This window comes from Streptomyces sp. NPDC017940 (assembly GCF_044328435.1).
Classification (GTDB): Bacteria; Actinomycetota; Actinomycetes; order Streptomycetales; family Streptomycetaceae; genus Streptomyces.
Map to the genome: position 1 here is coordinate 487,805 of NZ_JBIRHJ010000007.1, position 12,816 is coordinate 500,620.

Annotated in this window: 13 protein-coding genes and 1 pseudogene; 4 read left to right on the top strand and 10 right to left on the bottom strand. The window is 72.7% G+C overall.

From position 1 onward, the window contains the following. Positions 1 to 3 precede the first annotated feature (3 nt). The 3 genes from ACH4DX_RS25925 to ACH4DX_RS25935 all read right to left on the bottom strand — a co-directional run bounded on the left by ACH4DX_RS25925 (position 4) and on the right by ACH4DX_RS25935 (position 3,608). Positions 4 to 657: a hypothetical protein gene (locus ACH4DX_RS25925; protein ID WP_398156921.1), complete on the bottom strand. Its 654-nt coding sequence runs from the start codon at positions 655 to 657 to the stop codon at positions 4 to 6. 472 nt (positions 658 to 1,129) lie between these two features. After that, positions 1,130 to 2,626 (bottom strand): alpha/beta hydrolase, encoded by a 1,497-nt coding sequence (locus ACH4DX_RS25930; RefSeq protein WP_398156922.1) that lies wholly within the window; start codon positions 2,624 to 2,626, stop codon positions 1,130 to 1,132. A 118-nt stretch (positions 2,627 to 2,744) separates the two neighbouring features. Beyond that, positions 2,745 to 3,608 carry a chitosanase gene (locus ACH4DX_RS25935; RefSeq protein ID WP_398115285.1) on the bottom strand — a complete coding sequence of 288 codons (864 nt, stop codon included), beginning with the start codon at positions 3,606 to 3,608 and terminating at the stop codon, positions 2,745 to 2,747. A 358-nt stretch (positions 3,609 to 3,966) separates the two neighbouring features. On the opposite strand from ACH4DX_RS25935, the gene ACH4DX_RS25940 reads away from it, so the two are divergent. Continuing rightward, positions 3,967 to 4,626, top strand: coding sequence for a DUF4360 domain-containing protein (locus ACH4DX_RS25940; protein WP_398115283.1), 660 nt, complete (start codon positions 3,967 to 3,969; stop codon positions 4,624 to 4,626). 103 nt (positions 4,627 to 4,729) lie between these two features. On the opposite strand, the gene ACH4DX_RS25945 is transcribed toward ACH4DX_RS25940, so the two are convergent. From ACH4DX_RS25945 to ACH4DX_RS25955, 3 genes and pseudogenes are all read right to left on the bottom strand, one after another. Continuing rightward, a complete protein-coding gene (locus ACH4DX_RS25945; protein WP_398156923.1) occupies positions 4,730 to 6,979 on the bottom strand; it encodes an alpha-N-acetylglucosaminidase in 2,250 nt (749 codons plus the stop codon). Positions 6,980 to 7,153: 174 nt separating this feature from the next. Then, positions 7,154 to 7,414 carry a TetR family transcriptional regulator C-terminal domain-containing protein gene (locus ACH4DX_RS25950; RefSeq protein WP_398157001.1) on the bottom strand — a complete coding sequence of 87 codons (261 nt, stop codon included), beginning with the start codon at positions 7,412 to 7,414 and terminating at the stop codon, positions 7,154 to 7,156. Between the two features lie 143 nt (positions 7,415 to 7,557). Next, positions 7,558 to 7,911 (bottom strand): annotated as a pseudogene (locus ACH4DX_RS25955) (MFS transporter); the annotation flags it as partial. Positions 7,912 to 8,103: 192 nt separating this feature from the next. On the opposite strand from ACH4DX_RS25955, the gene ACH4DX_RS25960 reads away from it, so the two are divergent. After that, the gene (locus ACH4DX_RS25960) at positions 8,104 to 9,132 is read left to right on the top strand and encodes a metallophosphoesterase family protein (RefSeq protein WP_398156924.1); all 1,029 of its coding nucleotides are present in this window, start codon (positions 8,104 to 8,106) and stop codon (positions 9,130 to 9,132) included. On the opposite strand, the gene ACH4DX_RS25965 is transcribed toward ACH4DX_RS25960, so the two are convergent. Continuing rightward, on the bottom strand, positions 9,107 to 9,355 hold the full coding sequence (locus tag ACH4DX_RS25965) for a DUF397 domain-containing protein (RefSeq protein WP_398156925.1): 249 nt from the start codon (positions 9,353 to 9,355) through the stop codon (positions 9,107 to 9,109). The two genes, ACH4DX_RS25960 and ACH4DX_RS25965, sit on opposite strands and share 26 nt — an antisense overlap. Continuing rightward, the gene (locus ACH4DX_RS25970) at positions 9,355 to 10,188 is read right to left on the bottom strand and encodes a helix-turn-helix domain-containing protein (RefSeq protein ID WP_398156926.1); all 834 of its coding nucleotides are present in this window, start codon (positions 10,186 to 10,188) and stop codon (positions 9,355 to 9,357) included. The genes ACH4DX_RS25965 and ACH4DX_RS25970 overlap by 1 nt, the downstream gene beginning before the upstream one ends. 115 nt (positions 10,189 to 10,303) lie before the next feature. Between ACH4DX_RS25970 and ACH4DX_RS25975 the strand changes: the two genes are divergently transcribed. Then, positions 10,304 to 10,738 carry an ATP-binding protein gene (locus ACH4DX_RS25975; RefSeq protein WP_398115275.1) on the top strand — a complete coding sequence of 145 codons (435 nt, stop codon included), beginning with the start codon at positions 10,304 to 10,306 and terminating at the stop codon, positions 10,736 to 10,738. A gap of 29 nt (positions 10,739 to 10,767) precedes the next feature. Here the strand turns inward: ACH4DX_RS25975 and ACH4DX_RS25980 are convergent, their stop codons facing one another. Next, the gene (locus tag ACH4DX_RS25980) at positions 10,768 to 11,190 is read right to left on the bottom strand and encodes an acyl-CoA thioesterase (protein ID WP_398156927.1); all 423 of its coding nucleotides are present in this window, start codon (positions 11,188 to 11,190) and stop codon (positions 10,768 to 10,770) included. A gap of 116 nt (positions 11,191 to 11,306) precedes the next feature. On the opposite strand from ACH4DX_RS25980, the gene ACH4DX_RS25985 reads away from it, so the two are divergent. Beyond that, positions 11,307 to 11,759, top strand: coding sequence for a hypothetical protein (locus ACH4DX_RS25985; protein ID WP_398156928.1), 453 nt, complete (start codon positions 11,307 to 11,309; stop codon positions 11,757 to 11,759). A 12-nt stretch (positions 11,760 to 11,771) separates the two neighbouring features. Here the strand turns inward: ACH4DX_RS25985 and ACH4DX_RS25990 are convergent, their stop codons facing one another. Further along, a complete protein-coding gene (locus tag ACH4DX_RS25990) occupies positions 11,772 to 12,404 on the bottom strand; it encodes a hypothetical protein (protein WP_398156929.1) in 633 nt (210 codons plus the stop codon). Positions 12,405 to 12,816 lie beyond the last annotated feature (412 nt).

A 12,816-nucleotide genomic window follows, 5' to 3' on the forward strand; every position in this document is an offset into this window, starting at 1 on the left:
TCTTCAGCCGCCGGCCGCGACAGCGCGCCACCAGGCGCGCAACGCCGGTTCCACCCGTACCGCGCTGCGCGTGATCCACTCGTCCGGCTCGTGCCGCGCCCGGCCGTGGTCGATGACCTGGAGTACGCCGTCCGCGACCTCCGGCGGGTTCTCCCGGAAGGCGCCGACGTACTCCACCGCGGCACCGGGAATCCGCTCCGTCCCGCTCAGGACGTCGGTGAGGACCGCGCAGCTGTTGCACCACAGGGTGAAGTCGGTACGTGCCACGAGGGCCGCCTCCGCGGCTCCGGCGTGCAGGGCGACCCAGGAGATGAACTCGGTGAAGCGCCGCACCGCTTCCGAGCGGGGCGCCCGGCGCATGTCGTCGGGCGACATGCCGAGGGCAGGCGCGAGACCCGCCACCATCCGGTGCCGTGCCTGCGTCAGCTCGCGCACGACGAAGGAGAAGAACCCGGCGGGAACCTCGTGCGGATACCGGGACAGGAGCAGGCCGTACGCGGTGAACTCGGCCTCCTGCGACTGGAACTCGGCGAGCGCGAACTGCCGCAGGTGCCTGTCCTCGACCATGCCCTCCCTGGCCAGGGAGAGGAACTCATTGGCACTCAGGTGGTCGGGGACGTCGACGGCCACGGTCTCGATGAACTCGGTGGCAGGCACAAGGGAGCTCCTTCGGTCAGGAAGGTGTGCTGGCGATGGTGGTGTGCGGTGGCTTCCGCGGGCACGCGGCCGGTCGCGGAGCCTTCCCCCTGTGCGCGTACGGCGCTGCCGCACGCAACCGCTTGTGTACCCAACGAACGTACTTTCGCACCCGGGCCCGGCGGCCGCACAGACGGACCGCCGCACCCCTCCTGTCGTCCCGACTTCCCCTGCGACCACGCACTCCGCGCCTCTGACCTGCGCGCATTCCCTAGCCTTCCGCCCCTGTGCGACTGCCTGCCACGGACGCACAAGCGGAAGGCTTGTGACGCGTTCTTGCGTGGCACAGACCCCCGGGAAGGAGCTCTTGGCACATTCGGTGCGCCGTTTCCCTCCAGCCCCTCGCCAGGGCCCTGCTTCAAGCCGACTTGAGAAACAGGAGTTCGAGCGCGGGCCCGGCGCGGGCGGCGGCCACCGGGGCCGCCGGTGGCGGTCAGCGGCAGTACGTGTCGCTACTCGGCCGCTCGCCCGTCGCGAGGAAGCGGGTGACCGTCCGGTCGCCGCAGGCGTTGCCGTTGTCCAGGTAGGAGTCGTGGCCCGTGGCGTCGACGGTCACCATCGTGGCGCGCCCGCCGAGGGCGGAGCGCATCCTGCGGGCACCGGCCAGCGGTGTCGCGGGGTCGCGTTCGTTCTGGACGAGGAGGATGTCGGAGGGGCCTTCGTCCGTGATGCGGACGGGAGCCTCCCGGGGCGGGTACGGCCAGGCCGCGCACGGCATGGCGTTGCGGGGCATGCCCGCGGTCAGCGGGTACTTCGCACGGCTCTCGGCGACGCCCTTGGCGTACACGGCGGCCGACCTCGGCCAGGCGATGTCGTTGCAGAGCGTCCCGGTCCCGACGGCCACGGAGTTCTGGAGTGCGGCCGCTCCCGGCGGTGCGGGCGCGGGCGGAGTCCTGCCTTCCCGCGCGGCGCGGATCAGCTCGGCGAGCCGGGGGAAGTCGTCGGGGTCGTAAAGCGCGGTCAGCAGGGCCTGGCGCAGCACGTCGCCGTTCAGCTCCGCGGGATTGGCGCCGGGCCAGGGGACCGGCGCGCGGTCGAGGCGGGCGGCGAGCCGCAGCACCAGCGCGCGCACCCCGGCCGGTGTCCCGGCGAGGCGCCCCTTGGTGGCGGGGTCCGAAGCCCATGCGGCGAACACGGGGAAGGTGTCCTCGACGCCCTGCTCGTGCGCGGCGAGCCAGCCCCGGCCGACCCGCGCGGGGTCGGGATCGTCGACGCTGTCCAGGACCACGCGGTCGGTGCGGTGCGGGAAGAGCTGCGCGTAGACGGCGGTCACGTACGTTCCGTAGGACACCGCCCACACGGAGAGCTTCCGCTCGCCGAGCGCGGCCCGGACGAGGTCGAGGTCACGGGCGTTGTTCGCGGTGCTGATGTGGCGCATCAGCTCGCCGCCGTCGCGGGCGCACGCCGCGGACATGCGGCGCGCGGTCTCCATGGTGCCGGTGACCGAGCCGTCGGGGGCGGGCCACGGCCGCTGTTTCGACGCACCCAGGTCGGCGAGGTCGAAACCGCAGTCGACCGGGGACGAACTGCCCATGCCGCGCGGGTCGATGCCGATCAGGTCGTAGCGGTCGCGGATCTCCTGGGGCAGTCGCTGCCCCTTGCCCGACGGGTTGTCCAGGCCCGGGCCGCCCGGCCCTCCGGGTGCCAGGAGCAGGACGCCCCGGCGGGCCGAGGGCTGTTCGGCGGGGATGCGGGAGAGGGCGACACGGGTCTTCGCGCCGTCGGGTCGGGCGTGGTCCACGGGTACCTCGACGGTGGCGCACTCCTGGCGCGCGTCGCGCCCCTTCCGCACCTCGCACCGCGTCCAGTCGAGGGAGGTCCCCCCGGCGGCGGGCGGGGCGGCGCTCGCGGTGACGGGTGCGGTGAGGCCGCCGAGGACGGCGGCGGAGGCGGCGAGCAGTAACGCGGTGTGGCGCTTCGACTTCGTCATGGGGAGATCCTGACCCGGCCGCCCCGCCCGCCACATCCTCCCGAAGGGCCGCGCGGGGCAAGGGTTCACCCCGGCGCGGCCCTTAGGGGGCGCCCCTCCCCTGATGCGGGGCGTCCCGTCACCCGATGTGGAACGAGTCCCCGTACACCTTCCAGTCCAGCGGCGGGTTCAGGTTCAGGTTCTTCTTGTTGAGGAACACGCGCTGCGCGGTGTCCACGCGGCTGGTGTCCTCGTGGGCCTCCTCCTGCTTCATCGCCCACACCCGGGCGTCGAGGAAGGCGTGCAGGTACTTGACCTCGTCGCCGCCCTGCGCCGGGGGCTTGGCCTTGGTCAGGGCACGCTTGCGGATGTTGCGGAAGCTGGTGCTGTCACCGCCGTCGCCGTGCATGACGATCGCGTCGTAGTAGGCGAACTGGCCGAGCACGCCGATGCCGTCGGCCTTGCCCTGCTTGACGGCCGGGTTGAAGTAGACGCGGTCGCGCTCGTCGTTCTGGGCCTTCTGGAACGCCGGGTCCTGCGCGGCCTTCCTCCAGTCCTTGGGGTAGTTCGGGTCGAGCCCCTCGTGGGAGTCGGTGCCGTCGACCTCGCGCAGCGCGGGCAGGTACTTCGCGAGGACGTTGCCCGGCTTGCGCTTCGTGTAGAGCTCGACGAGGTCCAGCATGTCGCCGGTGCCGGAACAGAAGCCGATGATGCCCGCCGTGTAGCCGCGCTTGTCGCCGATGTCCTCGATGTATTTGTACTGCGCCTTCCAGTCCAATGAGGAGTTCTCCGCGCTGGAGACCAGCTTCATGGCGATCTCCTTCTTCGCCGGGTCGTCGAGCCCCGGCGCGGACTGCCCGGGGGCGGCGCTCGCGGGCCGCGGCGCGGGGGCCGCGCCCGCGGTCTGGGTGACGACCAGCGGGCCCGCGATCAGGGCGGCGCCGACCAGGCCGATGACCGCACGTCGTGACGTGCGCGAGTGGGGGGTGCGGTGAGCGTGCAACGGGTCCTCCAGGTGGGGGAGTTCAGCGTTCCGCTGTCTGTTAGGAAGGTTTCCTACCAGAGATTGGGAGTGACGTATACCCGTCAGGCAGTGGGCGGTTCCGCGCCGGGGGCGACTTCCCCGTCGCCCCACGGGGTGCGTGGCGCCGCCCGTACATGGCCGGACATCGCTCTAGTCGCTCCGCACGCTGGTCCGTACTATCCCAGCACCCTCAGCCTCCGCTCATCGCTCGCGGGCCCGCTCGTCACCGCGGGCGAGGGTTGAGTCAGTTCCTCCCAGCACAGCTGTATCCCCCACCTCACCGCGGTCGGCGCCGCCGTGCGCGCCGTGGTGGGCCGAGCAATGAATGGGAGAACCAATGACCGCTGCACTGTTGGCAGGCGGCTCGCTCGCCGTCCTGCTCGCCGCGGGCCTGCCCGCGCAGGATCCGTCGGAGATCGCCGATCCGCCGCCGGACAAGATCGTGATCGAAGTTGCCACCGTGAACGGGTCGGGGTGTCCCAGAGGCACCGCAGCCGTCGCCGTCTCGGACGACAACACGGCCTTCACCGTGACCTACAGCGACTACCTGGCGCAGGCGGGCGGCAACTCCTCGCCCACCGCGTTCAGGAAGAACTGTCAGCTCAGCCTGAAGGTGTACGTGCCCCACGGCTTCACCTACGCGATAGCGAGCGCCGACTACCGCGGCTTCGCCTCCCTGGAGCGGGGCGCCAAGGGCACGGAGAAGGCGTCGTACTACTTCCAGGGTTCGCCGGACACGGGCGCCAAGTCGCACGTGTTCACCGGTCCCGTGGCCGACAACTGGCAGGCCACCGACGAGACCGAGGTCACCCAGCTGGTCTGGGCGCCCTGCGGCAAGCAGCGCAACTTCAACATCAACACCGAGCTGCGCGTCGACGTCGGCACCTCCGACCGCACCAGGACCAGCTTCATGACGATGGACTCCACCGACGGGGACATCAGCACCGTCTACCGCGTCAAGTGGAAGGAGTGCCAGCGGGACGGCGACGAGGGCTGATCCCGAGCCGATCGTCCCCGTGAGGGCTGACCGGGCCCGTGAGCCCTGGTGAGGGGGCCGCGCCCGCGGCGGTTCGTCGCCGTCCTGCCGTGGGCCCGGCACCTCAGTCGCCGGCGAGCGCCGCGCGCACCTGCTTCGCGACCGCGTACGTGTCTCCGGCGGGCCGCACGGCGAGGCGGCCCGGGTTGCGGGTCCACCGGTCCTCCAGGGCGAACCAGTCGATGTCCTTCGGGGCCCGGTCCTCGTCGAGGGCGGAGCGCAGTTCCGTGAAGAAGGTCTTCCAGCGCAGCCGGTAGAGCCCGCCGACCAGGCCCGCCCACTCGCGGTTCGCGTAGTCCCCGAGCCCTTCGTCGGCTGCGGCGCGCGGACCCCACACGGTGAGGAGCGACAGCTGGTCGTGGCTGAGCCAGTCCCGTTCGCGGGCGTCCGCGCCCCAGGCACGGGCGTCGGCGAGATGGCGGCCGAGCAGGTGCCGGGCGTCGGTGGCCGCGAGCCGGTCGAGGAGGCCGAGCAGGCGCAGCCAGGTGCGGGTGAGGTCGTCGAAGCGGCCGGTGTCCCGGGCGTCGTAGGCGGCCCTGACGCGCGGCAGCAGCACGCGGCTGCGGTCGGACAGGGCCTGCCGTGCCACGTCGAGCAGGTCCCTGCGGTACGCGGAGGAGTCCCGCAACTCCCGCCGTACGGACAGCAGATGGTCCAGGGCGGGCGCGAAGTCCGCCGGGTCGTGGCGCAGCTCCTTGGGCGACCAGGAGGCGGCCGACCGCACGGTGAGCCCCGGGCGGGCGCCGAAGAGGCCGTCGGCGCCCTCGGCCCACTTGTCGGCGCGGGTGGTGCCGTACACGGTGCGGCGCAGCACGTCCCAGGCGGCCCGTGCGTGCGGGTCCCGCGCCCCGTAGCGTGCCAGGGCCCAGTCGTCGAACCAGGCTTTCAGGTCCAGTGGGCCCTCGGCCTCGGCGTCCCGCCAGGCCAGTTCGGAGAAGAGCGCGAAGGCGGCCGGGTTGTTGTCGGCGGCCTCCGGCATGAGGGCGATGCCGCGCAGGGCGCTGCCTTCCTTGGTGCGCCACTTCTCGTAGAGGTCGGCCCAGTCCGGGGTGTTGGCGCCGAGGGCCGTGTGGCCGCCGAAGTTCCAGATCGACCCGAAGGCGTACGGCGTGGAGCCCCAGTCCGACTCGCGGTCGGTGACCGTGGGGTAGCGGTCGGAGAGGCCGTCCACGATGAGCATGCGGGAGGTGTCGACGGCGCCGGTGAGGGCCTCCGGCGGATTGCGCCGCCAGCCGAGGATGACCCAGACGGCGTCCGGATGCGCGGTCCGCAGCGCCTTCTCGACGCCCTTGGCCGCCTCCCCGACCGGTACGTCACCGGGCTTGCCGCCCTCGTGCAGCAGGTCCATCTTGTACATCGTCGACGGCCCGAACAGCTCGTCCTGCACCCGGTAGAAGGCGGCGGCGACGCGGGCGAACGCGTCGGTGCGCGGATCGAGCCAGTCGGGGCGCGCGAACCCCAGCCAGGTGCCCTGCGGCACGGTCCGCGCCCCGGGGTTGCGGTCGGCGAAGCCGTCGGGGACGGTGCCGAAGTAGCCGGGGAGCACCGGCGTCATGCCGAGGTCGCGCAGCCGGTCGGCGATGCGGCGCCCGAGGCGGGCGCGCCTGGCGAGGAGCTGGTGCGACACGGGGTGCGGGAAGGACGCCATGTTCTGGAGCAGCCACCACGGCTGGTGCGCGGGGCCGGGCACCCAGGCCCGCAGTTCCGCGTCCCCGTACCCGAACTCCTGGAAGAGGCGGTGGTACACGGCGTCGGCGCCGGTGCACACGAGGACTTCGTTGTAGCCGTGCAGGGCGAGGACGTCCAGCTCGCGCTCCCAGTAGTCCCACTCGGCGTACGCGTTGGTGTAGCCGTCGTTGGTGTCGTTCAGGGCGAAGCGGTGCGGGACGTTCGCGTGTCCGGTGACTGGCGGGCCCGGGTCGGGCAGGACCGCGGGCAGGTCCACCTGTTCGCCCGCCCAGGTGATGGTGGCGTGCGCGGAGTGCTTGAGGTAGTGGCGCAGGCCGGTGAGCTGGACGGCGGCGGTGGGGCCCGCGACGACGACGCGGCCGGGCTCCCCCGACACCCGGAAGGTGTCGGCGGCGCCGCCCCGCACGGTCCTGAACGTGATCTGGTCCGCGTGCCGGGGGAGCAGCCGCCCGGCCGCCGCGGCGGCCACCGCGGCGGCGTCGGGACCCGTCCGCGTGCGGTCCGCCGCCCCGGCCGCCGCCCCCCGCGCCCCGGGCGGCGACTCGGGCGAACAGGCCGCGGCGGCACCGGCCGCACCGGCGAGGGCGGCGGTCAGGACGGTGCGCCGGCGGGGCGGCTGCGGCATGCGGGGCTCCGGGGTGGGGGCGGACGCGAAGAGTACCGGGTGTGTCATGCCCGGTGCGGGCATGGCCCGCAACCCCCGGTCCGGTGAACAGCGCGGGACGCGCCGACGACGTACGCCGGGAGGCATCGAAAGGCAGGCGCGGCAAGGCCGCCCCGCGTCGCGGCGGCGAAGGGATCACAGCGCCGCGAGCGTGCCCTCCACCGTGCCGGCGAGGACCGCCCTGTCGTCCTGGACCCGGCTCAGTACGCGCAGGCCGTAGTACGTGCTCTGCACCAGGCGGGCCAGGGCGCGGGCGTCGCGCCCGGGTGTGATCTCGCCGGTGGCCTGGCCCGCGGCGACGACCGCGCACAGCTCGTCCTCGACCCGGTCGAAGGAGCGCCGCACGGAGCGCTTGACGTCCGGGTCGAGGGCGGCGGCCTCCATCGCGGCGTTCATGGCGAAGCAGCCGCGCCGCCCCTTGGCCTCGTCGGTGTTGTAGAGGCTCGAAGGGCCGAGGCCGGTGCTCTCGCACAGGTCGCGGGTGGAGGTGCCCTCGTACCCCTGGCGCCAGAAGGTGTCCATGGCCGCGGTGATGACGCGGTCCTCGACTGGAGCGCGGGGTTGGTGACGTATCCGGCGAGGCCGAGCAGGAAGGCGAGGCCGACGACGACGGGCGCGCAGTGCGCGGTGGGCGCGAGGACCGCGGAGGCGACGGCGAGGGCGCCGAGCCCCGCGGCGAGCGTGCCGACGGCGTGCGCCCGTGCGGTGCGGCCGCCGATGACGAGTCCCGCCATCCCGCCCGCGCCGAACAGCGCGAGCACGGCGGGCACCCCGCCCTCGGCGATGCCGCTCTCCTCGGTGAGGAAGGGCGCGAGATAGCTGAAGGTGACGATCACCGCGCCGAAGGCGAAGGCCGTGACGGCGTACGAGAGCCACAGCTCCGGCCGTCCGATGCCTGCCGAGCTGCGGTGCCTGTTCGTACGGTCCGTACGTGTTCATGCCGTGTACATGTACGCGCCCGCTGCCGGTGGCGCCCGCGCCGCCCGGTGCCGCGATCTTCACGACGGCACGCCATGCAGCACCCCGCCCCCACGCGCCCCCCGCACCTCACGCAGCGCCCGCACCTCACGCACCCGGAGCACCCCATGGACCGCAGAGCCCTCCTCGCCGCGAGCGGCGGCGCCCTCGCGACCGCCGCCGTCGCCGCCGCCCCGCAGGCCAATGCCGCCGCCCCCGAGCAGGCGTCCACGCGCGGCCACGGCTGGGGTGTCACCCGCTTCAACGTCATCAGCGACATCCAGGGCGACCTCGCCGACTTCGGCCGCGCCCTGGACGACATGGCGGCGGTCAACCCGCGCAGCGCGGGCCTCGCCGTCGCCGGCGACATCACTCCGCGCGGCTACGACTTCGAGTACGCGCAGGTCGCCACCGAACTGCGGCGCCACACCCACCCGCGGGACGTCGCCTGGGCCATCGGCAACCACGAGTTCTACGTGCCGAAGTGGCGCGACCCCGACACCCTCGCGCAGGACACCTGGCCCAACGGCACCACCGAGGACTCCCTCTTCCGCAGCTTCTACCGCTTCGCCAAGCGCGGCTCCGTGCAGGCCGAGACGTCCTTCGGCGGCGTGCCCGTCCTCACCCTCGGCACCGAGCGGTACTCCCACTTCCACGACCCGAAGCTCTGGGACGAGGTGTGGATCAGCGACGCCCAGTTCACCTGGCTGGAGGACCGGCTGCGGTACTGGTCACGCCGCCGCAAGCCGGTCATGGTCGTCACCCACCACCCGCTGCCCAACACCGTCTCCGGCACCCGCAACAAGCTCTACTCCAGCGACTACCTCCAGGCCGACCGCCTCCTCGGCATCCTCGGCCGCCACCCCGACGTGTTCCTCTTCTCCGGCCACACCCACTGGGACCTGGACCTCTCCGACTGGGTGGTACGCCGCGTCGTCCCCGGCACGGCGAACCTCAGCGGGTTCACCGTTGTCAACACCGGCGCCATCCAGACGGGCTTCCGCGACGACGGCAAGGGCGGCGAGGTGTCCGTGGGCGGCTCCTTCAACCAGGGCCTCCAGGTGGAGGTGCACCGGGACAAGGTCGTCATCAAGGCGCGTGACTTCGCCCGCCGGGCGTGGCTGAAGGAGATTACGGTGCCGCTCGCACGAGCGTGAGGAAGTCTGACCAGGGGGTCGGCCGCAGGGTCAGGCTCGGCCCGTCGGGCCTCTTGGAGTCGCGTACGTGTATGGCGGCGGGGCAGGGGGCGACTTCTACGCAGTCGTCGCCGGACCCGCTGCTGTGGCTGGACTTGCGCCAGGAGAGTGCGACTTCGAGGCAGTCGTCGCCGGACCCGCCGCTGTAGCTGCTCTTGAACCAGGTCAGTTCGGGGGTGCTCATCATGCTCCTCGCATCCGCTCCAAGAGGCTCACCGACTCCTCGAACGAGAGAGCCTGTGAGCGCATCCTGGCATATCGCTTCTGGTGCATGCTGACCACCGTCGGGTCGGAGATGAGCTGCCCACTCTCCTGCCCTTCGCAGTACGCGAACCACTTGTTGCTCGGCGTCTCCAGGAGCCTGATGGGCCCGCCCAGTCCGGCGTGGGTCTCCCTCACGAGTGGCATGATTTGCAGCTCGATGTTGCGCCGTACGGCCACAGTGAGCACGTGGTCAATGAGTTCCCGGGTCACGTCAGGCCCGCCCATGTTCCGCAGGAACAAGTGCTCTTCGAGGATGAAGCTGTACGCCGTGTTCGGGCGCTCTGTGAGCAGCCTCTGGCGTTCGATGCGTGCCGCTAGCTGCGCCTGGATCTGTTCGTCGCCCAACGGGGGCAATTGGTTGGCGAACAGCGCCTGCGCGTACGCAGGTGTCTGCAACAGCCCCGGAATCAACCGGCACTCGTACGCGTAGAGGGTGATCGCCTCCTGCTCCAACTGGGCCCACCTCCTGAACCAGGAGGCCAACCCCCGCTGCCGGGAAACCTGATGCACAATCAACCGCAGCGTCCCGAACGCATCCAGCGTGGCCTCCGCCTGGTCCACGAACCGTGGGGGAGGGAACCGTCTCCCCTGCTCGACGGACGCGATGAAATGCGTCGAGTAGCCAATCTCAGGCCCCAGGGCCTCTTGCGTGTACCCGGCCCGCTTGCGGAAGCTCTTCAAAGCCGCACCGAAGGCTTTGAGGCCCTCGCTCGGCTCCGGCTCGTTCGTGCCGGGCGCGCTTGACGACGTCACGCGCCCATGCTCACGGAACGTCACGCGTACTGTCCACACTTCGCACTCGTACAATTACTCAGCGTACGAGTTGTGCCCCTCCCGTCCCACAGAGCCACAGGTCACCGTGGGCGCCATGGCACGCCAGGTACAAACCCCCACATCAGCACACACGTTCACGCAGCGCATCAGCGCGACCCCGCGCGGCGCCCGCCTGGCCCGCAGGCTCGTGCGGTTCCACCTCGACGGGTGGGGCGTCCCGTACGACAGCGAACTGTCGGACACGGTCGCCCAGATCGCCGCCGAGCTGGCGGCCAACGCGGCGACCCACGGGCGCGTACCGGGCCGCGACTTCCAGCTGCGCCTGCTGCTGCGCGCGGACTGCGTACGGGTCGAGGTGAGCGACACGCGTACGGAGTGCGGGCCGCCGCAGCGGCCCGAACAGCCGCCACCGGACGCCGAGTCGGGACGCGGGCTCGTCCTGGTGGCGGCGCTCGCGGCACGGTGGGGCGTCGAGTCGCGGGCCGTCGGGAAGACGGTGTGGGCCGTGGTCAGCCTGCCCGGCGGCTGAACGGACCCCGCGGCGCCCGGTGCGGGGGGTCAGAGGCCGAGCACGCGCGGGTCCGACGCCAGGGCCCTGAAGTACTCCCTCGGGTCCGCCACCATGCGCCGCTCCTTCAGGTCGAGCAGGCCGCCGACGCCGGAGAGCGTGGCAGCCGTCCTGCCGTCCGCCTTGGTCACGGTCTGCTCGATCCTGAAGGTCTTCCCCTCGCTCCACACGAACGCGCAGGACACCGTGACCTCGTCGCCCGCGTGCAGCTCGCTGCGATACCGCACGGTGTTCTCCAGGGCGACGGGCCCGACGCCCTTGTCCAGCAGGTCGCGCTGCTCGATGCCCGCCGCCCGCAGGAGCGACCAGCGCGCGTGCTCCGCGTACTGCAAGTACACGGCTTGATTGAGATGGCCCTGCGTATCCGTCTCGTACCCACGGACGGTGATGCTCACGGAGAACGGCTCGGACACGGCTACCCTTTCGACGACACCGCACAGCAACTGCCGGAACTCTCAACCGTGCGGCGATCAGCGGCATTCCTGCCGCGGAGACCGTCCTGGCGGGGCGGCGGACCTATCCTGTGGCCATGGATGCCGCAGCCGCCGGGGCGGCCGGACTCATGGTCGCGCTCACCGCAGCCGTGCGCGAGTTCCAGGCCTACGGGTACGAGCAGTTCCGCACCCACCAGTCGGGCGTCCTGCCGCGCTACGGCGGGCTCCTGACGCCCGCGACCCACCCCGTGGCGGTCGTCGGCGTGTCCTTCGACCTGCTGGGCGGCCCGCGTCACGGCGAGCGCCGCGAGGCCCGGACGTCGGTGTCGGTGACGCTGCTCGACGGGAAGTTCGTCGTTGCGGGGGAGGCGGGCGCCGACGCGCTCCGTCCGGGCGACGCCGACGAACCCTGGCAGTACCTGCGGGAGTTGCCCGAGGTCGCCGTCCAGGACCTGGACGGGTGCGTCGCCCTGATCCGCGACTACACCGCCCGGCTCTGCGGCTACACCGCGTTCCTGGACGACCTCGGCGTTCCCCGCACCTCCTGACGCCCGGCCGCGTCATGTCCTGCGGGGCGACGCCAGGACGTACCGCACGCCCGTGCGGGTCTCGCCGTGCTCGCTGACCTGCCACCCGGCCCGCTCCAGGACCGCCCCGCAGGCGCGCACGCCCTCGGCCGTCGGCTCGCGCACCTCGACGGCGTCGGGCTGCGGGGTCACGGTCACGCGATACCCCTCGCGGCCGGGCCCCGCGGGGACGCGCCCCGCCGCCTCCAGGGCTATCGCCGCGGCCTGCACCAGATGCGTACGCTCCCACGCGCACGGCCGCTCCCGGTCGCCGTCGGCGTTCGTCATCCGGCGCATCTCGACCAGGCCGAGCCAGGCGTCCCGCACCTCCCGCGCCCGCGCCGGGCCCGCACCGCCGGGCGGGTCCGCCGCGGTGCCCGTGCGGGCGGCGAACACGCCGGGCACCGGCTCCACGGGCGCCGTCTCCGGCTCCGCGTCCACCGGCTCGTCACGCACCCGGTGCCCGGCCGGGGTCAGGAAATACGCGTGCGGCGGACGCGGGTGCCGGAACGCGAGGCGCAGCCGCACCAGGGCGGACAGCTGCGCCTCCGTGCCGGGCAGGCGGCCCGTGGCCGGGTCCGCCGCCGCGATGATCCGCCGCTGCGCGGGTGTCGTCGGCTTCGCCATGCTCCGATAGTGCCTCGCCCCACTGACACTCGCCCTCCCGCACCGACACCCGCCCCACCGCCGACGGCACCGTACCGACCCGAAGCACGCCGGTCAGGCGCGGCGGACGGTGCTCCCGTGGTCGTCGACCGCGAGGCGCCGCACGGGCCCGCCCGGCACACCGCCCGCCGCGCCGTGCGCCTCGTCCTCGCGGTCGCCGGGCCCCGCCGCGGTGCCGGCCGCGCGCTGGGCGACGATAGACGGCGCGAGGCGCGCCCCCGCGGCGTAGGCGGCGCCGTTGGTCCCGGCCTGCCGCTCCGACCCCTGGTCCGGGTCGGTGACAGGGGTTCCGGCGCCGTTGTCCCTGCCCGTCTCGGGGACGCCCTGGAGGTTGTTCCTGAGGTGGTCCAGCTCGTGGCCGATGGGTCGGCAG